The sequence below is a fragment of the Streptomyces lydicus genome (genome assembly GCF_004125265.1).
Lineage (GTDB): Bacteria > Actinomycetota > Actinomycetes > Streptomycetales > Streptomycetaceae > Streptomyces > Streptomyces lydicus_C.
Map to the genome: position 1 here is coordinate 6,668,291 of NZ_RDTE01000003.1, position 25,856 is coordinate 6,694,146.

Annotated in this window: 23 protein-coding genes and 1 riboswitch; of the genes, 17 read left to right on the forward strand and 6 right to left on the reverse strand. The window is 71.4% G+C overall.

All coding sequences use genetic code 11. From position 1 onward, the window contains the following. Positions 1-85: 85 nt before the first annotated feature. Positions 86-1,360, forward strand: a complete 1,275-nt coding sequence (locus D9V36_RS31885) for a L,D-transpeptidase (RefSeq protein WP_206739757.1) — start codon at positions 86-88, stop codon at positions 1,358-1,360. 39 nt (positions 1,361-1,399) lie between these two features. Here D9V36_RS31885 and D9V36_RS31890 read toward each other — a convergent pair whose 3' ends face one another. After that, complete coding sequence (locus tag D9V36_RS31890) at positions 1,400-1,801, reverse strand: hypothetical protein (RefSeq protein ID WP_129296814.1); 402 nt, start codon at positions 1,799-1,801, stop codon at positions 1,400-1,402. 264 nt (positions 1,802-2,065) lie between these two features. Here D9V36_RS31890 and ctaE point away from each other — a divergent pair, with 264 nt between their 5' ends. From ctaE to D9V36_RS31920, 6 genes are all read left to right on the forward strand, one after another. Then, positions 2,066-2,686 (forward strand): aa3-type cytochrome oxidase subunit III, encoded by a 621-nt coding sequence (gene ctaE / locus D9V36_RS31895; RefSeq protein ID WP_006606088.1) that lies wholly within the window; start codon positions 2,066-2,068, stop codon positions 2,684-2,686. Positions 2,687-2,763: 77 nt separating this feature from the next. Then, positions 2,764-3,573, forward strand: a complete 810-nt coding sequence (qcrC, locus tag D9V36_RS31900) for a cytochrome bc1 complex diheme cytochrome c subunit (RefSeq protein ID WP_129296815.1) — start codon at positions 2,764-2,766, stop codon at positions 3,571-3,573. Continuing rightward, a complete protein-coding gene (gene qcrA / locus D9V36_RS31905; RefSeq protein WP_129296816.1) occupies positions 3,570-4,634 on the forward strand; it encodes a cytochrome bc1 complex Rieske iron-sulfur subunit in 1,065 nt (354 codons plus the stop codon). The genes qcrC and qcrA overlap by 4 nt, the downstream gene beginning before the upstream one ends. Next, the gene (gene qcrB / locus D9V36_RS31910; protein ID WP_129296817.1) at positions 4,631-6,268 is read left to right on the forward strand and encodes a cytochrome bc1 complex cytochrome b subunit; all 1,638 of its coding nucleotides are present in this window, start codon (positions 4,631-4,633) and stop codon (positions 6,266-6,268) included. Before qcrA ends, qcrB begins: the two co-directional genes overlap by 4 nt. A 139-nt stretch (positions 6,269-6,407) precedes the next feature. Beyond that, positions 6,408-7,472 (forward strand): anthranilate phosphoribosyltransferase, encoded by a 1,065-nt coding sequence (trpD, locus tag D9V36_RS31915; RefSeq protein WP_129296818.1) that lies wholly within the window; start codon positions 6,408-6,410, stop codon positions 7,470-7,472. 91 nt (positions 7,473-7,563) lie between these two features. Continuing rightward, positions 7,564-7,681, forward strand: a riboswitch (SAM riboswitch). 183 nt (positions 7,682-7,864) lie between these two features. Beyond that, positions 7,865-9,244 carry an aminotransferase class V-fold PLP-dependent enzyme gene (locus D9V36_RS31920; protein ID WP_129296819.1) on the forward strand — a complete coding sequence of 460 codons (1,380 nt, stop codon included), beginning with the start codon at positions 7,865-7,867 and terminating at the stop codon, positions 9,242-9,244. A gap of 382 nt (positions 9,245-9,626) precedes the next feature. On the opposite strand, the gene D9V36_RS31925 is transcribed toward D9V36_RS31920, so the two are convergent. The 3 genes from D9V36_RS31925 to D9V36_RS31935 form a co-directional block, all read right to left on the reverse strand. Beyond that, complete coding sequence (locus D9V36_RS31925) at positions 9,627-10,127, reverse strand: GNAT family N-acetyltransferase (RefSeq protein WP_129296820.1); 501 nt, start codon at positions 10,125-10,127, stop codon at positions 9,627-9,629. 306 nt (positions 10,128-10,433) lie between these two features. After that, positions 10,434-10,715 carry an Lrp/AsnC family transcriptional regulator gene (locus D9V36_RS31930; protein WP_086716532.1) on the reverse strand — a complete coding sequence of 94 codons (282 nt, stop codon included), beginning with the start codon at positions 10,713-10,715 and terminating at the stop codon, positions 10,434-10,436. Next, positions 10,712-11,392 carry a rhomboid family intramembrane serine protease gene (locus D9V36_RS31935; protein ID WP_129298822.1) on the reverse strand — a complete coding sequence of 227 codons (681 nt, stop codon included), beginning with the start codon at positions 11,390-11,392 and terminating at the stop codon, positions 10,712-10,714. Before D9V36_RS31935 ends, D9V36_RS31930 begins: the two co-directional genes overlap by 4 nt. A 293-nt stretch (positions 11,393-11,685) precedes the next feature. On the opposite strand from D9V36_RS31935, the gene D9V36_RS31940 reads away from it, so the two are divergent. The 5 genes from D9V36_RS31940 (at position 11,686) to D9V36_RS31960 (ending at position 17,434) form a co-directional block, all read left to right on the forward strand. Continuing rightward, the gene (locus tag D9V36_RS31940) at positions 11,686-11,925 is read left to right on the forward strand and encodes a hypothetical protein (protein WP_030086623.1); all 240 of its coding nucleotides are present in this window, start codon (positions 11,686-11,688) and stop codon (positions 11,923-11,925) included. Positions 11,926-11,943: 18 nt separating this feature from the next. Beyond that, the gene (locus D9V36_RS31945) at positions 11,944-13,317 is read left to right on the forward strand and encodes an NYN domain-containing protein (protein ID WP_431357713.1); all 1,374 of its coding nucleotides are present in this window, start codon (positions 11,944-11,946) and stop codon (positions 13,315-13,317) included. 304 nt (positions 13,318-13,621) lie between these two features. Further along, positions 13,622-14,647, forward strand: coding sequence for an NlpC/P60 family protein (locus D9V36_RS31950; RefSeq protein ID WP_129296821.1), 1,026 nt, complete (start codon positions 13,622-13,624; stop codon positions 14,645-14,647). A gap of 297 nt (positions 14,648-14,944) precedes the next feature. Beyond that, positions 14,945-15,988: an NlpC/P60 family protein gene (locus D9V36_RS31955; RefSeq protein ID WP_129296822.1), complete on the forward strand. Its 1,044-nt coding sequence runs from the start codon at positions 14,945-14,947 to the stop codon at positions 15,986-15,988. 51 nt (positions 15,989-16,039) lie between these two features. Then, positions 16,040-17,434, forward strand: a complete 1,395-nt coding sequence (locus D9V36_RS31960; protein ID WP_129296823.1) for a hypothetical protein — start codon at positions 16,040-16,042, stop codon at positions 17,432-17,434. A 15-nt stretch (positions 17,435-17,449) separates the two neighbouring features. On the opposite strand, the gene D9V36_RS31965 is transcribed toward D9V36_RS31960, so the two are convergent. Beyond that, positions 17,450-18,772: a glycosyltransferase 87 family protein gene (locus tag D9V36_RS31965; protein ID WP_129298824.1), complete on the reverse strand. Its 1,323-nt coding sequence runs from the start codon at positions 18,770-18,772 to the stop codon at positions 17,450-17,452. Between the two features lie 247 nt (positions 18,773-19,019). Here D9V36_RS31965 and D9V36_RS31970 point away from each other — a divergent pair, with 247 nt between their 5' ends. Then, entirely contained in the window at positions 19,020-20,162 is a 1,143-nt protein-coding gene (locus tag D9V36_RS31970) for a glycosyltransferase family 4 protein (protein WP_129296824.1), read from the forward strand. A 141-nt stretch (positions 20,163-20,303) separates the two neighbouring features. Here D9V36_RS31970 and D9V36_RS31975 read toward each other — a convergent pair whose 3' ends face one another. Next, positions 20,304-22,100 (reverse strand): AMP-dependent synthetase/ligase, encoded by a 1,797-nt coding sequence (locus D9V36_RS31975; RefSeq protein WP_129296825.1) that lies wholly within the window; start codon positions 22,098-22,100, stop codon positions 20,304-20,306. Between the two features lie 274 nt (positions 22,101-22,374). On the opposite strand from D9V36_RS31975, the gene D9V36_RS31980 reads away from it, so the two are divergent. The 4 genes from D9V36_RS31980 (at position 22,375) to D9V36_RS31995 (ending at position 25,743) form a co-directional block, all read left to right on the forward strand. Next, positions 22,375-23,151, forward strand: a complete 777-nt coding sequence (locus tag D9V36_RS31980; RefSeq protein WP_129296826.1) for a metallophosphoesterase family protein — start codon at positions 22,375-22,377, stop codon at positions 23,149-23,151. Positions 23,152-23,457: 306 nt separating this feature from the next. After that, positions 23,458-23,961: an SRPBCC family protein gene (locus D9V36_RS31985; protein ID WP_129296827.1), complete on the forward strand. Its 504-nt coding sequence runs from the start codon at positions 23,458-23,460 to the stop codon at positions 23,959-23,961. Between the two features lie 2 nt (positions 23,962-23,963). Beyond that, positions 23,964-25,166 (forward strand): ArsA family ATPase, encoded by a 1,203-nt coding sequence (locus D9V36_RS31990; RefSeq protein ID WP_129296828.1) that lies wholly within the window; start codon positions 23,964-23,966, stop codon positions 25,164-25,166. Positions 25,167-25,266: 100 nt separating this feature from the next. After that, a complete protein-coding gene (locus D9V36_RS31995; protein ID WP_129296829.1) occupies positions 25,267-25,743 on the forward strand; it encodes a DUF5304 domain-containing protein in 477 nt (158 codons plus the stop codon). Positions 25,744-25,856 lie beyond the last annotated feature (113 nt).

Here is a 25,856-nt window from a genome sequence, read left to right on the forward strand (position 1 = left end):
GGCCCGTCTCGTTTGGCGGCCGGGAGCAGACCCGTTTGCACTCCTCCAGCGCGCTGGGGCAGGTGATTCTTCATATTTTTGGGGCATGAGTCACAGACCTCGAACCCGGACGGTGCTGAGCTGCGGCCTCCTGCTCGTGCCCCTTGCGGTGAGCGCCACCGCGTGCGGGGGCTCGGATTCGGAAACGCTCTCCGGCACTCCCTACGACGCGGCCGGCCAGATCACGGCCAACATCCCCGGCGGCACCCAGAAAGCGGACCCCGACAAGCCGCTCGAGGTGTCCGTCAAGGGGGACGAAGCGCGGATCACCGACGTGACCGCCACCGACACCACAGGACGCTTTGTACGCGGCGAGCTGAGCGCCGACGGCAGGCACTGGCGCACCACGGCGCCGCTGGCCGCCGGCAGCCGCTACACGGTGCGGGTGAGCACCGAGCAGCAGGACGGTTCCCCCGGCCGTAAGACGCTCGTGGTCAACACCCGCGGCGCCGTCGGCCAGTTGACCGCCGCCTTCGGTCCGAAGGAGGGGGAGTACGGCGTCGGCCAGCCGGTCACCGCCGAACTGAGCCAGCCCGTCAAGGACCCCCAGGCCCGGGCCGTGGTCGAGGGCGCCCTGAAGGTCGACTCCATGCCGCGGGTGCAGGGCTCCTGGCACTGGGTGGACGACAAGAAGCTGCACTTCCGCCCCAAGGAGTACTGGCCCGCGCACGCCACCATCTCGGTGCACAGCAACCTCTCGGGCCTGAGGGTCGCCAAGGGGCTCTACGGCGGCCCGTCCAAGCCCGTGAAGCTCACCACCGGCGACCGGGTGGAGGCCATCACCGACGCGGCGACGCACCAGATGACGGTGCTGCGCAACGGTGAGTCGATCAACACCATCCCCGTCACCACCGGCAAGCCCGGCTTCTCCACCCGCAACGGCGTCAAGGTCGTCCTCGGCAAGGAGAGCTTCGTGCGGATGCGCAGCTCGACGGTGGGCATCGCCGCCGGGAGCGGGGACTCCTACGACCTGCCGGTCTACTGGGCCACCCGGGTGACCTGGAGCGGGGAGTACGTCCACGCCGCACCCTGGTCCGTCGGATCGCAGGGCGCGGCGAACGTCAGCCACGGCTGTACGGGCATGTCCACCAGCAACGCCCAGTGGTTCTTCAACCATGTGCGCATCGGCGACATCGTCAAGGTCGTCAACAGCAGCGGCGACACCATGACGCCCTTCGACAACGGCTTCGGCGACTGGAACATGCCCTGGCAGGAATGGCGCGAGGGCAGCGCGCTCAAGAACAAGTCCGACACCACCACGGGAGCCGCCGGGCGCCTCCAGGACCCCGCCGACGACGCCCGGCTGCGCCCGAAGTTCTGACGCCGCCCGGCGGGTTCTGCGGCGGCCCGGCGGCCGCTCTCAGGCCTGTACGAGGTTCCTGCGGCGCAGCAGGCCGGCCAGGGCGTCCGCGAAGGCCACCGGGTCCAGCGGATGCGTCACCGCGGCATCCGCGCGGCTCCAGGTCGCCAGCCAGGCGTCCTGGGGGCGGCCGATCAGCAGCAGCACCGGCGGGCACCGGAAGATCTCGTCCTTGATCTGCCGGCAGACGCCCATCCCGCCCGCGGGTGCGGTCTCGCCGTCCAGTACACAGACGTCGATACCGCCCTGCTCCAGGGCCGTGAGGACGGCGGGCGCGGTGGCGCACTCCAGGATCTCGATCGGCGGGACATCGGCGGCGGGGCGCCGGCCGGCCGCCAGCCGGACCTGCTCGCGGGTGCCTGCGTTGTCGCTGTAGACCAGCACCGTGGCAGTCGCCTGCATCGTTCCTCCACGCTTCGTAGCGGCACAGCATCGGGTGGGGCGGATGCTACTCCCGCGGCGGGTGTCCGCAGGAGGGGTTGAGCGGATCCAGGATGTCCCCGACGGGCCGTCAGACCCGGCCCGGTACGGCCTTGCGGACGGCGGGCCGCCCGGTGCGTCCCCCCTTCGGGCGACCTCTGGAAAGGGGCCGTACGAGCAGGGCATACGTCCTTGACACACCGAACGGCACCCCCCGGAGTGAGGGCGGGATAAGCGACCGACATAATGTCGGTCGTGGCGACAGCAACGACAGTAGAAACCGGGCACGCGCACCCGTCGGTCAATCGGCCGAACCTCACCAGCGTCGGAACCATCATCTGGCTGAGTTCCGAGCTGATGTTCTTCGCGGCCCTCTTCGCGATGTACTTCACCCTTCGATCGGTGACCGGCGAGGCGTATTGGAAGGAATCCGCCAGTGCGCTGAATCTTCCGTTCTCCGCGACCAACACCACGATCCTGGTGCTCAGCTCTCTGACCTGCCAGCTCGGCGTATTCGCCGCAGAGCGCGGCGACGTCAAGAAGCTCCGGGCCTGGTTCGTGGTCACCTTCATCATGGGTGCGATCTTCATCGGCGGTCAGGTCTTCGAGTACACGGAGCTGGTCAAGCACGAGGGCCTGTCGCTCTCGTCCGGCCCGTACGGCTCGGTGTTCTACCTGACCACCGGCTTCCACGGACTGCATGTGACGGGCGGCCTGATCGCCTTCCTGCTGGTCCTGGGCAGGACGTACGCGGCCAAGAGGTTCACCCACACGCAGGCCACCGCGGCCATCGTCGTGTCCTACTACTGGCACTTCGTCGATGTCGTCTGGATCGGCCTCTTCGCCACGATCTACCTGATCCGGTAACCGGTCCGACCGGTACCGCATATCAGACAGACATAGCCAAAGCATCGACGCAGAAGATCCTGACACCGGGGTAATCCGTGAAAAAGCTCTCCGCACGACGGCGCCATCCGCTGGCGGCGCTCGTCGTCCTACTCTTCGCGCTGGCGGTCACTGGGGGGCTGTACGCCGCGTTCGCGCCGGCGGACAAGGCTCAGGCCGATGACACCGCCCAGTCTCTTGCCGTCAAGGAGGGCAAGAAGCTCTTCGCCGTGGGCTGCGCCAGCTGCCACGGCACCGGCGGTCAGGGCACCTCCGACGGCCCGAGCCTGGTCGGCGTCGGCGCCGCAGCCGTGGACTTCCAGGTGGGCACCGGCCGGATGCCGGCCCAGCAGCCCGGCGCCCAGGTGCCGCGGAAGAAGAACATCTACACCAACGCCCAGATCGACCAGCTCGCGGCCTACGTCGCGTCGCTGGGCCCCGGCCCGAGCGTGCCGTCCAAGGAGCAGTACAGCGCCAACGGTGCCGACATCGGCAAGGGCGGCGAGCTGTTCCGCACCAACTGCGCGCAGTGCCACAACTTCACCGGCAAGGGCGGCGCCCTGACCGACGGCAAGTTCGCACCGACGCTCGAAGGCGTGGACCCGAAGCACATCTACGAGGCCATGGAAACCGGCCCGCAGAACATGCCCTCCTTCGGCGACGGCTCGCTGTCGAAGGAGAACAAGAAGGACATCATCGCGTACCTCGGCGCCGTCAACGGCGATGAATCCGAGAGCCCCGGCGGCCTCGACCTCGGCGGTCTCGGTCCGGTCAGTGAGGGTCTCTTCGGCTACATCTTCGGCCTGGGCGCGCTGATCGCGGTCGCCATCTGGGTCGCAGCCCGGACTACGAAGGCCAAGAAGTCATGAGCGAGACTGGACGACACGAAGACGTGCCAGAAGAAACCCTTCCCTCTGAGCGGGAGACGGCTCACGAAGGTGCGGTGGCCACGGCGGAGAACCCCTTCGCCGACCCGGGCCTGCCGCCCCACGAGCACCGCGCCCAGGACATCGACGAGCGGGCCGCCAGGCGCTCCGAGCGCACCGTCGCGCTGCTCTTCGTGGTGTCGATGGTCGCGACGGTCGCCTTCATCGCCTCCTATGTGGCGATCCCGATCGACAAGATCGTCTTCATCTGGCCGATCGGTCACATCAGCGCGCTGAACTTCGCGCTCGGTCTGACCCTCGGCGCGGCGCTCTTCTGCATCGGCGCCGGTGCGGTCCACTGGGCCCGCACGCTGATGTCGGACGAGGAGGTCGCCGACGAGCGTCACCCGATCGAGGCCGCCCCCGACGTCAAGGCCAAGGTCATGGCGGACTTCGCGGCGGGTGCCAAGGAGTCGCAGATCGGCCGCCGCAAGCTGGTCCGCAACACGATGTTCGGTGCGCTGGCCCTGGTGCCGCTCTCCGGTGTCGTCCTGCTGCGCGACCTCGGCCCGCTGCCCGGGAACAAGCTGCGCACCACGAACTGGAAGAAGGGCGTCCGGCTCGTCAACCAGTCCACCAACCTCCCGCTGCGTCCCGAGGACATCGCGGTCGGCTCCCTGACGTTCGCCAAGCCCGAGGGCCTGGAGGAGAACGATGAGGAGTTCGCCGAGAAGATCGCCAAGGACGCCCTGATGCTCGTGCGGATCCAGCCGCAGGACATCAAGGACAAGCACGAACTCTCCTGGTCGCACGAGGGCATCGTGGCGTACTCGAAGATCTGCACCCACGTGGGTTGCCCGATCAGCCTGTACGAGCAGCAGACGCACCACGTGCTCTGCCCGTGCCACCAGTCGACGTTCGACCTCTCTGACGGTGGTCGGGTGATCTTCGGTCCGGCCGGACACGCCCTGCCGCAGCTGCACATCACGGAGAAGGACGGCTTCCTGGAGGCCGCAAGCGGCTTCGAGGAGCCCGTCGGCCCGAGCTTCTGGGAGCGCGGATGAGTAACGAGACAACCGCGACCAGCACACGCCGTGGCCCGGCGCCACGGGGCGAGCGGATCGCGGACTGGGCGGACGGACGGCTGGGCATCTACAGCCTCGCCAAGTCCAACATGCGCAAGATCTTCCCGGACCACTGGTCCTTCATGCTGGGTGAGGTCGCGCTCTACAGCTTCATCATCATCATCCTGACCGGTGTCTACCTGACGCTGTTCTTCCACCCCAGCATGGCCGAGGTGACCTATCACGGTTCCTATGTGCCCATGCAGGGAATCCGGATGACCCAGGCCTTCGAGTCGACGCTGGACATCAGCTTCGACGTCCGCGGCGGCCTGCTCATCCGCCAGATCCACCACTGGGCCGCGCTGGTCTTCCTGGCCGCGATGATGGTCCACATGATGCGGGTGTTCTTCACCGGCGCCTTCCGCAAGCCGCGTGAGATCAACTGGCTGTTCGGCTTCCTGCTGTTCGTGCTGGGCATGTTCACCGGCTTCACCGGTTACTCGCTCCCCGACGACCTGCTCTCCGGCACCGGTGTGCGGTTCATCGAGGGCGTCATCCTGGCGATGCCGCTGGTCGGTTCGTACCTGCAGTTCTTCATCTTCGGCGGGGAGTTCCCGGGGCACGACATCATCCCGCGGTTCTTCACGGTGCACGTCCTGCTGCTGCCGGGCATCATGCTCGGCCTGCTGGTGGCGCACCTGATCCTGGTCTTCTACCACAAGCACACCCAGTTCCCGGGTGCCGGCAAGACCAACAACAACGTCGTGGGCATGCCGCTGCTGCCGGTCTACATGGCCAAGGCCGGAGGCTTCTTCTTCCTGGTCTTCGGTGTGATCGCCGCCATCGCCGCGATCGCCAGCATCAACCCGGTGTGGGCCATCGGCCCGTACCGCCCCGACCAGGTGTCCACCGGCGCCCAGCCCGACTGGTACATGGGCTTCGCCGAGGGTCTGGTGCGTGTCATGCCGGGCTGGGAGTGGAACTTCTGGGGCCACACCCTCAACCTCGGCGTGCTGATCCCGATCCTGGTCTTCCCGCTGGTCCTGGTCGCGATCGCGGTCTACCCGTTCGTCGAGTCCTGGGTCCGCGGCGACAAGCGCGAGCACCACATCCTGGACCGCCCGCGCAACGTCCCGACCCGTACCGGCTTCGGTGTCGCCTGGCTGGTTGCGTACTTCGTGATGCTGATCGGTGGCGGCAACGATCTGTGGGCCACCCACTTCCACCTGTCGATCAACTCGATCACCTGGTTCGTCCGGATCGGCTTCTTCGTCCTTCCGGTGCTGGCCTTCATCGCCACCAAGCGGATCTGCCTGGGTCTGCAGCGCCGCGACAAGGACAAGGTGCTGCACGGACGCGAGTCCGGCATCATCAAGCGCCTGCCGCACGGTGAGTTCATCGAGGTCCACGAGCCGCTCGACCAGGAGCAGCTGCACGTGCTCACCCAGCACGAGCAGCCCGCGCCGCTCGAGCTCGGCCCCGAGGTCGACGAGAATGGTGTGGCGCGCAAGGTGTCGCGCTCGCAGAAGCTGCGGGCCAAGCTCTCCAAGACCTACTACGGCGAGGACAACGTCATCGCCAAGCCCACGGTCGAGGAGTACAAGGAGATCACCAGCGGCCACGGCCACCACTGATCACCGCGGCGCCTCGTAGCGCACCGTAGGAGCACGCCACCCAGAGGGCCCCGTCCGTTGATCGGACGGGGCCCTCCGGCCTGCCCGGCGGCTCGATAGGGTGAACGCACAAGCAGGAGACAAATCAGGAGTGTGGACCATGAACGTTGCGACCCCCCTCGGCGGCGACAGCGTGGCGGCCCACACCTGGCCGGGCATCCTCAACGCCCTCCTCGACGGCCGGGACCTCGCCGCGGACGACACCGCGTGGGCGATGGACCGGATCATGCGGGGCGAGGCCAGCGACGCCCAGATCGCCGGCTTCGCGGTGGCGCTGCGGGCCAAGGGCGAGACCGTCGCGGAGATCTCCGGGCTCGTCCGGGCCATGTACGAGCACGCCCGGCTGATCGAGGTGCCGGGACCGAGCGTGGACATCGTCGGCACCGGCGGCGACGGCGCCAAGACGGTCAACATCTCCACGATGTCCTCGATCGTGGTCGCCGGCACCGGCGCCAAGGTCGTCAAGCACGGCAACCGTGCGGCCTCCTCGGCCAGCGGCGCCTCCGACGTGCTGGAAAAGCTCGGCGTCAACCTCGACCTCACCCCGCGGCGGGTCACCGAGGTCGCCCGGGAAGCGGGCATCACCTTCTGCTTCGCGGTGAAGTTCCACCCCTCGCTGCGGCACGTCGCCAACGCCCGGGGCCAGCTCGGCATCCGCACCACGTTCAATGTGCTGGGCCCGCTGACCAACCCCGCCAAGGTCCGCGCCCAGGCGACCGGCGTCGCGGACGCCCGGATGGCGCCGATCCTCGCCGGGGTGCTCGCCGAGCGCGGCTCGTCGGCACTGGTCTTCCGCGGCGACGACGGCCTGGACGAGCTGACCACCACCGCGACCTCCCGGGTCTGGATCGTCCGGGACGGCACGGTGCGCGAGGAGGCCTTCGACCCGCGTGACGTGGGCATCGACCTGGTGCCGGTGGAGGCGCTGCGCGGCGCCGACGCGTCGTACAACGCGGAGGTGGCCCGCCGGCTGCTGGACGGGGAGACCGGCCCGGTGCGCGATGCGGTGCTGCTGAACTCCGCGGCGGCGCTGGTCGCGCTGGAGCCCTCCGACGCCCCGCTGGACCGGCAGATCCGGGCCGGTATCGACAAGGCCGCCGCCGCGATCGACTCCGGGGCGGCCCGGCAGGCCCTGGAGCGCTGGGTGACCGCCAGCAACACCTGAGCGCCCGGTGACACAGAGTGTGACGCAAGCCCCAGTCCGGTATACGGACCGGGGCTTGCGTGATGGTGCCCGTGTGGCATGATTCTGCGCAGGTCACGAGTGACAGCGATGCAGGCCCCGGCCCGCTGTCCGGCAACCCTCCTTCCGTGGCGGGGTGCCCCGGGTGATGACCAGGCCGTAGGCAGCGAGGTCTGCGGCAAGCGCGGATCCCTCGCCAGGGATCCTGGTCCCCGAGGGAGAACTTCCGTGAATCAGCGAATGCGATAGGGCTCGACGGCCCCTTTTCCGCATCCCCTTTTTCCTTTCAGCTGCGGCGCCCAGCCGTGCGTTTTGTGCGCACCCGACGCGCTCCGCCCCGCAGCGAATTCACTTGCTTCTCACGGGAGTTCGCCATGTCTGTTTCCGCCGTTGCCGCCGACAGCTCCGTCTGTGCCCCGCTGCCCGTCCTCGGCCGGGACGTCCGCGTCCCGCTGGTGACGGGCGGCGAGGTCGACTACGCCGCGCTGGACTACGCCGCCAGCGCCCCCGCACTGCAGCGGGTCTGGGACGACGTGGCGGCCTACGCCCCCTACTACGGCAGCGTGCACCGCGGCGCCGGGTACCTCTCGCAGCTCTCCACCGACCTCTTCGAGAACAGCCGCCGGACCATCGCGGAGTTCCTGGGCTGCGGCATCGAGGACCAGGTGGTCTTCACGCGCTCCACCACCGACTCGCTGAACCTCTTGGCGGCCGTACTCCCGCAGAACACCCGGGTGTTCGTCTTCGAGACCGAGCACCACGCCTCGCTGCTGCCGTGGGAGCAGCGCGCGGACACCACCGTGACCTACCTCAACGCGCCCCGCACCCCGCAGCAGGCGGTGGACACCCTGGAGAAGGCGCTGGCCGAGCGCGAGCCCTACGGCCCGGCGCTGGTCTGTGTGACCGGTGCGTCGAACGTGACCGGTGAGCTGTGGCCGGTGCGGGAGCTGGCGGCCGCCGCGCATGCGCACGGCGCGCGCATCGTGCTGGACGCGGCGCAGCTCGTCCCGCACCACCCCGTGAACATCGCGGAGCTGGACGTCGACTGGGTCGCCTTCTCCGGGCACAAGCTGTACGCGCCGTTCGGCGCCGGTGTCCTGGCCGGCCGCGCGGACTGGCTGCAGGCCGCCGCACCGTATCTGGCCGGCGGCGGCGCCAGCCGCAAGGTCTCCCGGCGCACGGACGGCGGAGTCGACGTCGAGTGGCACACCACCGCCGCCCGTCACGAGGCCGGTTCGCCCAACGTCATCGGCGCCTACGCCATCGCCTCGGCCTGCCAGGCCCTGACCGAGGCCGGTTTCGAGGACCTGGCCGCCCGCGAGCAGGCGCTGATCACCCGAGTACGGGAGGGCCTGGCCGAGGTGCCCGAGGTGACCGTGCTCTCGCTCTTCGGCGAGGACGCGGCGCGGGTCGGCGTCTTCTCCTTCGTCGTCGAGGGCTGGAACAGCTCGCACTTCGCGGCGGCGCTGTCGGCGGAGTACGGCATCGGCGTCCGCGACGGCCTGTTCTGCGCCCACCCCCTCGTCCGCACCCTCCTGGGCAGCGAACCCCAGGACCCGGGCGAGTGCGGCGCCCCCGAGGCGGCCCCCGGCGAGCGCTCCCTGAACGCCATCCGCGTCAGCGTGGGCGTCGGCACGCCGGATGAACACGTCGACCGCTTTCTCCGAGCGGTCAAGGAACTGGTCACGAACGGCGCCACCTGGAACTACCAGACGGAGGACGGCCGTTGCGTGCCCGCGCGAAGCGCGGTGTGATTCCTACGTTTTCGGCTTTCCCGGCGTGGGGGTTTCTCGCCCGTGTTTCGCCCGCTGCGCTTTGCCTCCGCCCCGTTTTTCGGCCGTCCCGCCGTGGGGCTTCTCGCCGTTGCGCCTGCGGCGGGCGGGGTCCGCTGCGCGGGGCTGTGGGTGCGGTGACGGGCCGGAGCGGGTGGGGTGCCGGACTGCTTCGCTTTACGTCCGGCACCCCACCCGCTCCGGCCCGTCCCCTCCCGTGGGTGAGTAAGTAAAACGTGGGTGGGGGCGGGCCGCGGTGGTAGCTGTGCGGCGTCTACCGGTCGTTCCTGGGAAGCCATTTCACGGGATGACCAGCGTCGTGAACAGCCGCTGGGTATCCGGCCGTCACCGGAAAGATCACGGTCTACGGCTGGAGTGACAGGTCGCGCTGGTACCAGGTGCCGGCCTTACCGCCGAGGCCAGCCGGGTCGGCCGGGCCAACTGGAACGAACCCGGCCTTGGCAAGCACCCGCTGGGACGCGGCATTGCCTAGGGAGGTGGCCGCCCGCAGTGTGCGCAGCCCGTGTCGCGCCACCGCCAGCCGGCACAGCTCCCGGACGGTCGCGGTCGCCACACCGCGGCCGGCAACATGCTGCGCGACCCTGTAGCCGAGCTCAGCGGTGCCGTCCTCGAAGTCGTACAGGTTGAACCGGCCCAGAACCGCGCCGTCCTCGGCAACGCGCACGTAGAAGGCGCTGGTGCCGGCCTCTTGCTCTGCCAGAAGGGCGCTGTACCGGTCGGCGAACTGGTCGAAGAACTCGTCACCGCGGTCGGAGACCGAGGCGGCGAAGTAGGCGCGGTTCGCCAGCTCGAAGGCCAGGACCGCGGGGGCGTCGTCGGCATGCAGCCGCTTCAACTCGGGCACCGCCCGACCGTACCCAGGTGGCGCACCGAGGCCACCTGAGTTTCCGCCAACGGCAGACAACCCAGGCACCTAACGATCTACGGCTGGAGTACTGGACGCACCCCCACCTGGTCTTTTTCCACCCCCAACGGGAGGGGACGGGCCGGAGCGGGTGGGGTGCCGGACGTAAAGCGAAGCAGTCCGGCACCCCACCCGCGGAGGCCCGTCACCGCACCCACAGCCCCGCGCAGCGGACCCCGCCCGCCGCAGGCGCAACGGCGAGAAGCCCCACGGCGGGAAAGCCAAAAACGCGGGAAAAAGACTGGGCTACGCGTCGAGCCCAATCGCAAAGGCCGCCTCAAGGTCATGCTGCGAATACGTGCGGAACGCGATATGCGTCTCGGTGGAGGCGACGCCGGGGACCTTGCTGATGCGGCCGGGGATGACGTCCGCGAGGTCGTCGTGGGCGGCGACCCGCACCATCGCGATCAGGTCGTGGGCGCCGGTGACCGAGTAGACCTCGCTGACCCCTTCCAGTGCCGCGATTTTCTCGGCGATCTCCGGGATCTGGTCCACGTTGGTCTTGATGAGCACGATCGACGTGATCACGGCTGGCTCTCTCCCTCGGTCGCCCGGTCATCTTCCCTGGTGGCCCCCACACTATCCCTGCGGTAGCGGGCCCAGGCGTACAGGAAGCCGAGCGTGAAGCCGATGACATGGGCGAGGTAGGCGACGCCGGGACCGCGGGGGTCTTCCTGGGCGGCCTGCCACTGCAGGAAGAACCAGAACAGCAGCACGATCCAGGCGGGGAAACGCAGCGGCAGGAAGAAGAGGAACGGGAAGAGGCTGGTGACCCGGGCCGTCGGGAACAGGAAGAGGAAGGCGCCGAGGACGCCGGAGATCGAGCCGGAGGCGCCCACCAGTGTCTGGCCCGAGGTGGCGTGGGCGGCCGCGTAGCCGAGCAGCGCCAGGTAGCCGATGATGAGGTAGAAGGCGGTGAACGGCAGCCTGCCCATCCGTGCCTCGGTCATGGCGCCGAAGACGTACAGGAAGAGCACGTTGCCGAGCAGGTGCAGCCAGCTGCCGTGCACGAATAACGCGGTGAGCGGGGTGACCAGCGCGCGCAGCGAACCGCTCCACAGCTCCAGCGGGATCACGCCCCACCGCTCGAAATACGCGGTCTGGGCCTTGAGCAGGGCCTCGCCGGTGCCGTATATCCGGTTCAGGCCGGAGGCGGGGCCGAGCACGAAGACCGCGCAGCACAGGCCGATCAGCACATTCGTCATCCGCGAGAACACCGCGACCAGCGACCGGGCGGGGCGCGGAGGGCGGGGGAGGAGACCGGACGAGCGGGGTGAGCGGGGTGAGGGGGCCGGCGCCGTCATGAGGTGATCATGACCCAATGCGGGCAATCGGGACAGAGTGCCTCGCCGTGTCCCGGCACCTGGGCGGGCCCGCACCGGCCCCCCATCAGGCCGTAGGGTTACAGGCAGTACTTTGCGTACTTCCGCGATCCGACGGCGCACCGCGTGAACCGCGCAGCAGCACGACACCGATGAGCACGAAAGAGGACGACACGATGGCTGTTCCCCTGCCGACGGACGGGACCCGGTGGCGCTGCACGCTGTGCGGCAACCTCACGCGGTTCGACGTGACGCGCCGTTCCAAGGTCGTGGAGTACGTCCACCTGGACCTGGCCGGGGCGCCGACGGTGGAGGAGCGCGAGGTCCTCAGTGAGAGCATCGAGTCCGTGCGCTGCCGCTGGTGCAACGCGGTCGACCAGATCGAGCTGGTCGACCGTCCGGGCGCGAACGCCTGAGATCGGAGCGATGCAGCCGTGGTGGACCGTCCAGAAGGGGAGTCGGGGGGCCGGCGTGACGACGCACCCGGGAGTGCGGCGGACGACGTGCTCGACCGTCCGCTGCCCGAGGGCGTACGGCGCCGGGTCGTGGCGCTCACCGCGGAGTCGTTCGGCGCGCTGACCCTCGCCGAACTCCCGCCCCCGCTGCGGCAGTACGCCCGGTTCACCCCGACCCGTCGGGCCAAATTCGCCGGAAACGCGATGGCCGCGGCGCTGGAGAGCGACGCGGTCTTCCGGCAGCGGATCGCGGGCAAGCTGCGTGAGGCGCAGTCGGAGCTCGCCGAGGCGCTGGAGCACGGCACCCCGCCCGCGGCCGCGGATCCGCTCGATGTGGCGGCGGCCGCCTATGTGCTGCGCCCCGAAGGCTGGACCAAGCTCGTCGCGGCGGCCGGTGAGGAGGCGCAGCGGGCGCGCGCCGAGCGGGCCGGCGAAGAGGCCGAACGCGAGCTGGCCAGGCTGCGCGAGGAACTGGCGCAGGCGCGCGGTGAGGCCCGTACGGAGGCCGAGCGGATCCGGGTGGACCTGGACGCGGCCCGCAAGGAGAACGAGTCCCTGCGGCGCAAGCTGCGCAGTGCGCTGAGCGACGTCAAGCGCGGGGAGGCCGCGGTGCGCAAGGCCGAGGCCGCCGTGGCGGACGTACGGGACCGGGCGGCCACGGAGAAGACCGCGGCGGACAGCGAGGTGCGCCGGCTCAAGGCCCGGATCGCCGAGGCGGAGACGGCGTTGGAGACCAGCCGGCGCTCCGCCCGCGAGGGCCGCAGCGTCGAGGACATGCGGCTGCGGCTGCTGCTGGACACGGTCCTGGACGCGGCGCAGGGGCTGCGCCGCGAGCTGGCGCTGCCGCCCGCCAGCGTCCATCCGGCGGACACCGTCGAGGCGGTCGCGCCGGGGCGGATGACGCCCAAGGACATCGCGACGCGGGCGCTGTCGGAGATGGACCCGGCGCTGCTCGACCAGCTTCTGGCGCTGCCGCAGGCGCATTTGGTGGTGGATGGCTACAACGTCACCAAAACCGGCTATCCGACCATGCCGCTCGACAAGCAGCGGCTGCGGCTGCTGGGCGGCCTCGCGGTGCTGGCGGCGCAGACCGGCGCGGAGATGACCTGTGTCTTCGACGGTGCGGAGCTCGCGGCGCCGGTGCTGCTCGCACCGCCGCGCGGGGTCCGGGTCCTGTTCAGCAAACCGGGCGTAACGGCCGATGAGTTGATTCGTCAGCTGGTTCGGGCCGAACCGCCCGGACGTCCGGTCGTCGTGGTCTCCACGGACCGGGAAGTGGCCGACGGGGTGGCGAAGGCCGGGGCGCGGCCGGTGGCATCCGCCCTGCTCCTCAAACGACTTGCCCGGACCTGACAGGCTGCCCGCTCCGGCCGCCGGAACACCGGAAAACGCCGACGATCCGTCTCTGAGCGTCAATTGGCGCTCACAGCCTGTGTGATGTTGGTAAAGGATGGGGCTGGTGACGCAGAATTTTTCCCTGAGGATTTGAAGCGATCACAGCTCGGTTACTAAGGTCAGGGCCCGAACCTCCATGCATCTGATCATCCAACCGGGATGAACCGTGGAGGAACCGCCGAGTCCGCGGCGTTCACGCGGAGCCGGGGTCTCACCCCCCCACTTCCCGGTAGGCGGCTGGAGGAAGAAGGAGCTCGCCCCCGTGGCGTCCCACCGTCGACCCAAGCAGCCGAGCCGTACCCGCGTGACCGTGCTCACCGCCACCGCCGCGGCGGCCGTCGCCCTTTCGTCCCAGGCCGCCCAGGCCGACCCCCATCAGTCGAAGAAGGACGTCAAGTCCGAGGTCGACAAGCTGTACAACGAGGCCGAGCAGGCCACCGAGAAGTACGACGGGGTCAAGGAGCAGCAGGACAAGCTCCAGAAAGAGGTCGACGACCTCCAGGACAAGGTCGCCCGCGGCCAGGGTGACCTCAATCAGATGCGCAAGGGCCTCGGTGCCGTCGCCTCCGGCCAGTACCGCAGCGGCAGCATCGACCCCTCGGTCCAGCTGTTCCTCTCCGGCGACCCGGACACCTACCTCGAAAAGGCCGCCACGCTCGACCAGTTGAGCGGCAAGCAGGCCGACCAGCTCAAGACCGTCGCGGACAAGCAGCGCCGGCTCGCCCAGGAGCGCGCGGAGGCCTCGGCCAAGATCAAGGACCTCTCCGAGACCCGTAAGGCGCTCGGTGACAAGAAGGACGAGATCAAGGGCAAGCTGGCCGAGGCGCAGCAGCTGCTCAACAAGATGACGGCCAAGGAGCGGGCGGCCATGCAGGCCGAGGAGAACCGCGCCAACCGCAGCAACTCGCGGGTCAACCTCGGCGATGACCTGCCGGCCTCGCAGCGCGGCGCGGCCGCCCTGGCCGCCGCCCAGTCCAAGATAGGTTCGCCGTACGTCTGGGGCGCCACCGGACCGTCGTCCTTCGACTGCTCGGGTCTGACCTCCTGGGCGTACCAGCAGGCCGGCCAGTCGCTGCCGCGTACCTCGCAGGCCCAGGCCAACGCCGGTACCCGGATCGCCTCGCAGAGCGACCTCAAGCCCGGCGATCTGGTGCTCTTCTACAGCGACCTGCACCACATCGGTCTCTACGCGGGCAACGGCCAGGTGCTGCACGCACCCAAGCCCGGCGCCTCCGTGCGCTACGAGCCGATGAGCAACATGGAGTTCGCGTTCGGCGTGCGGGTCTGACACGTGCGGGTCTGAGACCCGCGGGTCCGAAAAGCCTCACCACGCTCCCGGCCTGCCGCCCGAACGGGCGAATTGCGGCCTCGGCCCCTGACCTACCGCCCCGCCGGTGACCTGCACAGTCACCGGCGGGGCGGCTTTTTGCGGGCGAAGAGGCCGCTTTGGCCGGATCGCACCGGCGCCGTACTGTCTGCCCTCGCAGCTTCCGCTTCACCGACCGCCCTCCCGGGGCGGCAGGGGCTTCCCCGGGCTCTCGGCTGCGCTCACGCAGGGGTACCCCCGTCGGAAGGAGTTCGGCTCTTGGCGTCCCACCGCCGTACCTCGCAGCAAGGCCGGACCACCCTCGCCTCGGTCACCGTGGTGTCGGCCGCCCTGACGGTCGCGGCCGCCGCGCTGTCGGCACCGCAGGCCGTTGCCGAGCCCGCCGGCCACACCGCCGCCCGTGACGCGGCGGCCTCGCGGGTCGACCGTCTCTACGAACAGGCGGAGCGGGCCACCGAGAAGTTCAACGGCGCGGACGCCCGGACCAAGAAGCTGCGCCGCCAGGTGACGGCGCTCCAGGACCGCACCGCCCGCGCCCAGGAGCGGATCAACCGGATGCGCGGCAGGCTGGGTGCGCTGGCGGCCGCCCAGTACCGGTCCGGCGGGATGGACCCCACCCTCCGGCTGATGCTCTCCGAACGTCCTGACACCTACCTGGAGAAGGCCTCCGCCCTCGACCGGCTGGGTGCGGGCCAGGCCCGCGAGCTGCACGGGCTGCGGGCCGCACAGCGCTCCCTGGAGCAGCAGCGCAGGGAGACCGTACGCAAGCTGGCGCAGCTGGAGGCGGGCCGCAAGGAGGTCGCCCGCCACAAGAAGGACGTCCAGCACAAGCTGGCCACGGCGCGGCGGCTGCTGGACGCGCTGCCCAAGGGCGCCAGGGCGGCCTACGCACGGGCCTCGCGGAGCGACGGGCGCCACGAGGCGGTCCCGGACCTGCGGGGGGCCGTACCGGCCTCCGGGCGGGCCGCGGCGGCCGTCGCCGCGGTGCGTGCCGTGGTCGGCCGGCCCTACGCCTGGGGAGGCACCGGCCCCTCGGCCTTCGACTGCTCCGGACTCACCCAATGGGCCTACGGGCGGGCCGGCGTCTCCCTCCCGCGCACCTCGCAGGCGCAGCGCGGCGCCGGCCGGCAGGTGCCCCTCAGCCAGGCCCAGCCCGGTGACCTGGTCATCTACCGTGCGGACGGCAGTCATGTCGGGATGTACGTCGGCAACGGCCATGTGGTCCACGCGCCCTATCCCGGCGCACGGGTCCGCTACGACCCCGTCGGGATGATGCCGATCTCCGCGGTCACCAGGCCCTGAGGCGGGGCGCAGCGTTTTTGCCCCGGCCGGGCCGGATCTACGATCGTCCGCATGTCACACCAGTGGGCAGGGCGACGGCTGCCGCGGGCCGGGGCGGCGGGCTGTGCCGCCCTGCTCCTCGCGCTGCTCGCTCCGCTGACCGGCTGCGCACCCACGAACTCCACCCCGGCCCGCTACCCGGACGTCCAGCGGATGCTCGACACCCGAGCGCGGGCCGTCCAGCGGCGGGACGCGGCGGGCTTCCTGGCCACCGTCGACCCCCGGGCCACCGGCTACCGGGACCGCCAGCGCGCGATGTTCGCCCACCTCGCGGGCGTGCCGCTGGCCGAGTGGCACTACGACCTCGACGCGACCGGCGCCTTCCCGCTCGCGGCCGGCGAGACCGATGCGCACCTGGCCGTGAAGGTGCAGCTGCGCTACCGCTTCAAGGGCTATGACACCTCGCCGGTGCACGCCGTCCAGTACCTCACCCTGACCCGGCGGGACGGCCGCTGGCTGGTCTCCTCCGACACCGACGGCGCGCCGGCGGGCAGGAGCGGCACCCGCCAGCTGTGGGACCAGGGCCCGGTGCGGCTGGTCCGCGGCCGGTACAGCCTGGTCCTGGGCGACGCCGCGCACCTGGCGCGGCTGAAGGATCTGGCGCACAGGGTGGACCGGGCGGTGCCCGCGGTGTCGGCGGCCTGGAAGGGGAAGTGGTCGCGGAAGGTCGTGGTGGAGGCGCCGGATTCGGTCGAGCGGATGGCGCAGCTGATGGGCAGCGACGACGCGTCCGGCTATGCGGGGATCGCGGCGGTCACCACGGGGGAGGCGGGGGTCTCCACCCCTGCGCCCGCGGACCGTGTGATCGTCAATCCCGAAGCCTACGAAGAACTCAACGACCTGGGCCGCACGGTGGTCCTCACCCACGAGACCACCCATGTCGCCACCCGCACGGCCACCACGGCGGCGACCCCGCTGTGGCTCTCGGAGGGATTCGCCGACTGGGTCGCCTACCGGGGCAGCCACCGCAAGCCCGCCACCACCGCCCCCGAACTCACCCGTGCCGTCGCCCGGGGCACGGTCCCCGCCCGCCTGCCGACCGATGCGGACTTCGGCTTCAAGGGCGGCGCCGACCGGCTGGCCAAGGCTTACGAGGGCAGCTGGCTGGCCTGCCGGATGATCGCCGGCAAGTGGGGCGAGGACAGGCTGATCGCCTTCTACCGTGCGGCGGGACAGAGCGCGCTCGGTGTCTCGTCGGGGAGGGCGGGGGCGCCGATGGAGGCGGCCACGGCGGCCACGGCGGTCGCCGCGGGCTCCGGAACGGCCGTACCGGCTGCCGGGCCCGGGCACCGGCCGCCGGCCCGTGCCGACCGGACGGACCGCGCCCTGCGCTCCCAACTGGGCATCGGCCTCGCGGAGTTCACCCGGCAGTGGCGGGCCTATGTGAAGGCACAGTTGCGGCGGTGAGGGGGCCCGCCGGGCTCAGTGTCCCGGTGCGGGCGACCCGTCCGCCGGGGTCTGCTGCGCGGCGCCCGTGAGCCGTGGGGCAGCGGCGGTGCTCCCGTCGGCCGGCCGGCGTGCGCGCACCACGTCCGGCGGCCCCGTACGCCCGGGTCCGCCGTCCCGCGTCGAGACCCACAGCCGGCGGCAGGCGAGCAGCGACGCGGCGACCAGCAGGCCGTCGCGCACGGCCAGCACCACGACGGCCGGCAGATCGCTCGCCACGATGTGCGCGAACCAGACGGGGAACTCCAGCTGGGTGAGCCCGGTGGCCAGCAGGACCAGCACGGCCGGCAGCGTCTGCCGGCCCGCCCGGAGCGTCACACACACCGCGGCGAGCCCCACCAGCCAGAGCATGTACTGCGGGCTGATCACGCGGCTGGTGGTGGTGAACAGCAGGGTGGCGGTGAAGGCGGCGTCGCACAGCGTCGTGGGGCCCGGCTCCCCGGCGCGCAGCCGCCACAGGAACAGCCAGCCCACGGCGGCGAGGCTCAGGGTGAGCGCCACGGTGCTGACGAGCGGGACACCGGGGCCGAGGAATTCCAGCGAGCCGTAGTGCAGCAGCACCTGCCCGTCCCACCCGTACTGCCGGGCGATGTGGAAGACCAGCGCGCCGAGCGATTCGACCTCCGTGCCGCGGTCGCGCTGGAAGGTGAGGAAGGCCAGCGCGCCCGGTGCGGCGGCCACGAAGAACAGGGTCAGTCCGGCCGCGGTGCCGCCCGCGCTCCACCACAGGGCGCGGGCCCGGCGCCCGCGCACCGCCGCCCCCGTCAGCAGCAGCACCGGCCAGACCTTGAGCAGCGCACCGAAGGCGACCAGTGCGCCCGCCACCCGTGGCCGGCGCGCGGCCGCGAACAGCGCGGCGACGGCGACGGCGGTGACCATCAGGTCGTAGCGGGCGTAGGCGGTCGGGCCCAGCAGCGCCACGCCCGCGATCCACACCCAGGCCCCCGCCGGGCGGTGGCCGGGACGGCGGCCGGCCCGCAGGAAGAGCGCCAGCGCCGCCGCGTCCGTGACCAGGATCAGGGTGTAGAACGCGGGGGCGTAGTCCAGGAACGGCAGCAGGCCGGGGGAGAGGATCGCCAGCGCCGCGGCCGGCGGGTACTGCCAGGTCACATCGGCCAGCGGGAAGGTGCCGGTCTTCAGGATCTCGGACCAGTTCTGATAGATCACCGAGACATCGCTGGTGACATCCGGCCCCGGCAGCACCAGCACCCTCAGGACGCACAGCAGGATCACGGCCCGGGTCACGGCCCAGGCCGCGACGGGGAGCCACACCCCGCGCGCTCTGCTGATGCTGCTCATCGTCACCTCATCGCTCCTCGGCCGTCGGCCTCCGGCGCCGCCCGCGGTACCGCGGACCCGGCGCCCGGCGCACCGCGGACCGCTCGTGCCCTCTGCATGATGCCCGTAGTGGCCGGTCACGACCGTAGACGAGAGGGGGCGTGGCGGGGCGGGCCGCACCCGGCCGGGCGCCGAACGGTACTGTCGGGCCGAAACCGCCGCGACCGAACGCCGCGACCGACAGCCGAGACACCGCCGAGAGACCATCGTGCACAAGACCTTGATCGTCACGAACGACTTCCCGCCCCGGCCCGGCGGCATCCAGGCCTTCCTGCACAGCATGGCGCTGCGCCTGGACCCCTCCCAGGTCGTCGTCTACGCCTCGACCTGGAAGCGCGGCGCCGAGGGTCTTGCGGCCACCGCGGCCTTCGACGCCGAGCAGCCGTTCCCGGTGGTACGCGACCGTACGACGATGCTGCTGCCCACCCCGCGGGTGACCCGGCGGGCCGCCGCGCTGCTGCGTGAACACGGCTGCTCCTCGGTGTGGTTCGGCGCGGCGGCGCCGCTCGGGCTGATGGCGCCGGCGCTCCGCTCGGCCGGTGCCCGCCGCATCGTGGCCACCACGCACGGCCACGAGGCGGGCTGGGCGCAGCTGCCGGCCGCCCGGCAGCTGCTGCGCCGGATCGGCGAGGGCACCGACACGCTCACCTACCTCGGCGAGTACACCCGCTCGCGGATCGCCGGTGCGCTCACCCCGCAGGCCGCGCGGCGGATGGTCCAACTCCCGCCCGGGGTGGACGAGAAGACCTTCCACCCCGGCTCGGGGGGTGACGCCGTACGGGCCGCGCTCGGGCTCACCGGCCGGCCGGTGGTGGTCTGTGTCTCGCGGCTCGTCCCCCGCAAGGGCCAGGACACCCTGATCGAGGCGATGCCGGCCGTCGTGTCCGCGGTGCCCGATGCCGTCCTGCTGATCGTCGGCGGCGGCCCGTACGAGAAGGAGCTGCGCGCGCTGGCCCGGGAGAAGGGCGTCGGGGACGCGGTGCGCTTCACCGGCGCGGTCCCCTGGGAGGAGCTGCCGGCCCACTTCGGCGCCGGCGACGTCTTCGCGATGCCCTGCCGCACCCGCCGCGGCGGGCTGGACGTCGAGGGCCTGGGCATCGTCTACCTGGAGGCCTCCGCCACCGGACTCCCCGTGGTGGCGGGCGACTCGGGCGGCGCCCCCGACGCGGTCCTGGACGGCGAGACGGGCTGGGTCGTGCCCGGCGGCTCCCCGGCCCCCACCGCGGACCGCATCGTCGCCCTGCTCCAGGACCCGGATCTGCGCCGCGCCATGGGCGCACGCGGCCGCGCCTGGGTGGAGGAGAAGTGGCGCTGGGACCTGCTGGCGGAACGGCTGAAGGAACTGCTCTAGGGGACCCCGCCCGGAAGGCGAAGGCATCCGCCCCCGTACGGCTCCGGCATACGGCGTCCCGGGCAACGAGAATCCGCCGCCGTGGCGCGCTGCCACGACGGCGGATTCCGGTGTACCGGTGCGGCCCCGCAGGGCCGGCCCCTACGCGCGGTAGAGCGCCTCGATCTCCTCCGCGAAGTCCTTCGCCACCACGTTCCGCTTGAGCTTCAGCGACGGCGTGACATGGCCCGACTCCTCGGTGAACTGGGTCGGCAGGATACGGAACTTGCGCACCGACTCGGCCTTGGAGACGGCCGCGTTGCCGTCGTCGACGGCGCGCTGGACGGCGGCCAGCAGCTCCGGGTCCCCGGAGATCTGAGACGGCGTCACATCGGCGGGGTGGCCGTGCTCCTCGGCCCAGCGGGGCAGGAACTCCTCGTCGAGGGTGACCAGCGCGCCGATGAACGGCCGACCGTCGCCGACGACCATGCACTCGGCGATCAGGGCGTGCGAACGGATACGGTCCTCGATCACGGCCGGGGCGACGTTCTTGCCGCCCGCGGTGACCAGGATTTCCTTCTTGCGGCCGGTGATGGCGAGGTAGCCGTCCTCGTCGAGGGTGCCGAGGTCGCCGGTGTGGAACCAGCCGTCGGACAGCGCCTCCTTGGTGGCCGACGGGTTGTTCCAGTACTCGGTGAACAGGTGCTCGCCGTGCAGCAGCACCTCGCCGTCGTCGGCGATCCGCACCACCGAACCGGGCAGCGGCTGGCCGACGCTGCCGATCTTCTGCCGGTCCCAGGGGTTGAAGGCGGTGGCCGCACAGGACTCCGTCAGGCCGTAGCCCTCCAGGACGGTGAAGCCGATGCCGCGGTAGAAGTGGCCCAGGCGCTCGCCCAGCGGGGCGCCGCCGGAGATGGCGTGGGTGGCGCGGCCGCCGAGGACGGCGCGCAGCTTGCCGTAGACCAGCCGGTCGAAGACCTTGTACTTCAGCTTCAGTCCGAGCGCCGGGCCCTGCGGGGTGTCCAGCGCGCGGCTGTAGGCGATCGCGACGTCGGCCGCCTTGTCGAAGATCTTGCCCTTGCCGTCGGCCTGTGCCTTGGCCCGCGCCGAGTTGTAGACCTTCTCGAAGACCCGGGGCACGCCCAGGACCAGCTTCGGCCGGAAGGAGGCGAGGTCGTCGGTGAGGTTCTTGATGTCGGGGGCGTGGCCCAGCTTGATGGGCGCCATCACCGCGGCGACCTGCACCAGCCGGCCGAAGACATGCGCGATGGGGAGGAAGAGCAGCACCGAGGATTCGCCGGTGCGGAACAGCGGCCGCAGCCGTTCGACGATGTTGCCGCACTCGGCGAAGAAGCTGCGGTGGCTGAGCACACAGCCCTTGGGGCGGCCGGTGGTGCCGGAGGTGTAGACGATGGTGGCCGGCGAGTCCGCGTCGGCGAGCGCGCTGCGCGCGTCCACCTCCTCGTCCGTGACGCCGGCGCCCGCGGCCCGCAGCCGCGCGATGGCGTCCCGCTCGATCTGCCAGATGTTCTCCAGCTCCGGCAGCCGGTCGCGGACCGATTCGACGATCGCCTCGTGGGTGGGGGACTCCACCAGGCAGGCCACCGCGCCGGAGTCGCCGAGGATCCACTGGATCTGTTCGGCCGAACTGGTCTCGTACACCGGGACGGTGACGGCTCCCGCGCTCCAGATGGCGAAGTCCAGCAGCGTCCACTCGTAGCGGGTGCGCGACATCAGGCCGACCCGGTCGCCGGGCCGGACGCCCGAAGCGATCAGACCTTTGGCGGCGGCGCGGACCTCGGCGAGGAAGGTGGCGGCGGTGACGTCCTGCCACCCGCCGTTCACCTTGCGTCCCATGACGGCAACATCCGGGTGCTGCGCGGCATTTCGGCGGATGAGATCCGTCAGATTGCCGTCCGCGGGGACCTCGTACAGGGCCGGAAGGCTGAACTCGCGCAAGACTGCTGCTCCTCAAAAGCGCCGGCGCCACGACGCTGTGTGTACACCGACGGCGGTCCATGGTGGTGCAAGGGGGATTGGACTGCCCGGACGTTACCCATGGGTATTGCGTTCGGGATAGGGGGGATGGCCAGATGTTCGATGCGTCACACGCCGTGGGGCACGCCTGGGGTACTTTTCCCGCGCAGACTAGACCAGCGGGTCGGTGACCCGAAAGTAACCCGGGGTGCCGGCCCCCCTCCCCGCGCCCGCCCGCGCGATCTAGGGTGACGCCATGCGTGTGCATGTGGTCAGTGACGTACACGGCAACAGCCGGGACCTCGCGGCGGCCGGAACCGGTGCCGATGCCCTGCTCTGCCTCGGCGACCTGGTGCTCTTCCTCGACTACGCCGACCATTCGCGCGGCATCTTCCCCGACCTCTTCGGCGCAGGGAACGCGAGCGCGCTGGTCGAACTGCGCACCGCCCGCCGCTTCGAGGAGGCCCGCGCACTGGGCCGCCGGCTGTGGGGCGAGCTCGACGCCACGGGCGCGAGCCGGGAGTCCGTCATCGAGGGCGCGGTCCGCAAGCAGTACGCCGAACTCTTCGCGGCCTTCCCCACCCCCACCTACGCCACCTACGGCAACGTCGACATCCCGCGGCTGTGGCCCGAGTACGCCGGACCCGGCACCACCGTCCTGGACGGCCAGCGGGTGGAGATCGGCGGCCGGGTCTTCGGGTTCGTCGGCGGCGGCCTGAGCACGCCGATGCGGACCCCTTACGAGATCAGCGACGAGGAGTACGCCGCCAAGATCGAGGCGGTCGGCGAGGTGGACGTGCTGTGCAGCCACATCCCGCCCGAGGTCCCCGAGCTCTGCTACGACACCGTCGCCCGCCGCTTCGAGCGCGGCAGCACCGCCCTGCTGCACGCCATCCGCACCACCCGGCCGCGCTACGCCCTCTTCGGCCATGTGCACCAGCCGCTGGCCCGGCGGGTCCGGGTCGGGGCCACGGAATGCATCAATGTCGGCCATTTCAATGCGACCGGGACGCCCTATGTCATGGAGTGGTGAGACCGGCGGCCCCGGGGCGTGAACCCGGGCCGTCCCGGGGCGTGAACCCCGGTGGCCCCCGGTCGTGAACCCGGTGACGGGCGGCCGGGAGGCGCCTCGCCCCGTCGTACCGGGCCTGCTGGTGTCCGCCCGCAGGTTCCCGCGCGGTAGCCTCAGAGCCGGTAGCAGCACAGACACCGCGCAACGGGGTCTCCCCGGCTCACGGGGACGTCCCCGCTCAGGCGAAGCCGGGAGCGGGGGCGGAGACGAGAGCTCGGGGAAGGTCGGCGGACCGGCATGAATCGGCATGATGGAGGAGTCACGGCGATGGCCGAACACACCAGCTCGAGCATCACGATCGAGGCGGCACCCGCCGAAGTGATGGGAGTGATCGCCGACTTTGACCGCTATCCGGAATGGACCGGAGAGGTCAAGGAGGCGGAGGTCCTGGACAAGGACGACCACGGCCGCGCCGCGCAGGTGCGCCTGCTGCTGGACGCCGGAGCGATCAAGGACGACCACACCCTCGCCTACACCTGGACCGGCGAGAGTGAGGTCAGCTGGTCCCTGGTCAAGTCGCAGATGCTGCGTGCCCTCGACGGTTCCTACCGCCTGGCCGCGCTGGGCAACGGCGCGCGCACCGAGGTGACCTACCAGCTCACCGTCGACGTCAAGATCCCCATGCTCGGAATGATCAAGCGCAAGGCCGAGAAGGTCATCATCGACCGGGCGCTGGCCGGGCTGAAGAAGCGCGTCGAGAGCGGTCCCGCCGAGTACGCCGCCGGGTCCGACCACGCCGCCGGGTCCGCCGACGAGGCCAAGAAGCTCTGAGCGTGCGCACCGTCCTCGTCACCGGCCCCGGCGGCGCGGGCCGCACCACGCTCGCCGCCGCGACCGCCCTGGCCGGCGCCCGCCGGGGCGCGCGGGCGCTGCTGCTCACCACCCAGAGCAGCGCCCCGGAGGCGGTGCTGGGCACCCCTCTCGGCGCCGACGCCCCCACCCCGATAGCGCCGGGCCTGCACGCCCTGCGGATCGACCCCGGCGACCGCTTCCGCCAGGAATTCCTCGCCTTCCAGGAGCGGGCCGGCGCGGCCCTCGACCTGCTCGGCGCCACCCCCCTCGACGAGGACGAACTCACCGAACTCCCCGGCTCCGAGGACTTCGCGCTGCTGCACGCGCTGCGCGCCGAACACGCCTCGGGCGACTGGGACATGGTCGTCGTCGACATGCCCCCGGCCGCCGAAACGATCCGGCTGCTCGCCCTGCCGGCCCAGGTGCGCCGCTATCTGCGCCGCCTGCTGCCGCCCGAACGCCAGGCGGCCCGCGCCCTGCGTCCGGTGCTCGCCCAGCTCGCCGGTGTCCCGATGCCGGCCCAGAAGCTCTACGACGCCGCCGGGCGCTGGGAGAGCGAACTCGCCGCCGTCCAGCGGGCGATCGACGACCCCGGCACGTCCGTACGCCTGGTCACCGACGCCGGACCGGTCGCCGCCGCCACCCTGCGCACCCTCCGCGCCGGCCTGGCGCTGCACGGCCGCCGCACCGACGGTGTGGTCGTCAACCGGCTGCTGCCCACCGGCTCGGCCGACCCGTTCCTCGCCGCGCTCTCCGGCAGTCAGCAGACCGCCCTCAAGGCGCTGCGCGAGGAGTTCCCCGACATCCCGGTCCACGAGGTGGCGCACCTGGGCCGCGACCCGCAGGGCGTCGACGAGCTGGACGGGCTGCTCGACGGGCCGGCCGCCGGGACCGGCGCCGAGGAACCCGACGACGGACCCCGCCCCGACCCCTGGACCGTCGAGGACCGGCTGGCCACCGACGGCATCCTCGTCTGGCGGGTGCCGCTGCCCGGCGCCGAGCGCAAGGGCCTCGGCCTGGTGCGCCGCGGCGACGAGATCGTGGTCAGCGTCGGCCGCTTCCGGCGGATCCGTACGCTCCCCTCCGCGCTGCGCCGCTGCACGGTCTCCGGCGCCGGACTGCGCGACGGCTCCCTGGAGATCCGCTTCACCCCCGATCCTGACCTGTGGCCCAAGAGCGACTGAACGCGACCACCGTTCGGGTACCGTCGAGGGTGGGCCCCGCCCCGGGGTGCCTCGCACCCCTTCGCCGTACCGCCTCGCCGCAGGAGTCACGGAGTTCCTCATGAGTGATGCCACCGAGCGCCCCGCCGACCGCGGGGCCGCGCCCGACGCCGACGCCTGGGAGACGGCCTGCGCCGAGGACCTCGCGGCCGAGAAGGCCCGGCACCGCGCGGCCCACGGCCCGCAGCCGGGCAGCGCGGCGGAGGAGCTGCGCAAGCTCGCCGACGCGGTGACCGACAAGCTCTCCGGCATCCAGCTGCCCGGCGCGCTCGGCGGCATCGCCGCGCAGGGCGCCGTCAGCCAGCTGTTCAAGCAGGCCAAGGCCGCCGTCGAGCCGGTCATCGAACGCAACCCCGACCTCTTCGACCACCTCGCCGCGGCCGGCTCCGAACTCCTCGCCGCCTACCGCTCCGCCGTGGAGAGCAGCGAACGCCGCTGGACCCGCGACGACCTCGACGAGGGCCCCGCCGCCCGCCGCGGCGACGACCCCCGCGACGACGACGGCCCCACCGGCACCGAGCGGATCGACCTCGACTGAGTCCCGGCCGTACTCGCACCCCCGGGGCGGCCGCCCGGGCCCGCCGTCCGACGGGCACGGTCGGCCCCCCTGCCTCCGGTACGGTGGGTCCCGGCGGGGTTCGAGCGAAAAAC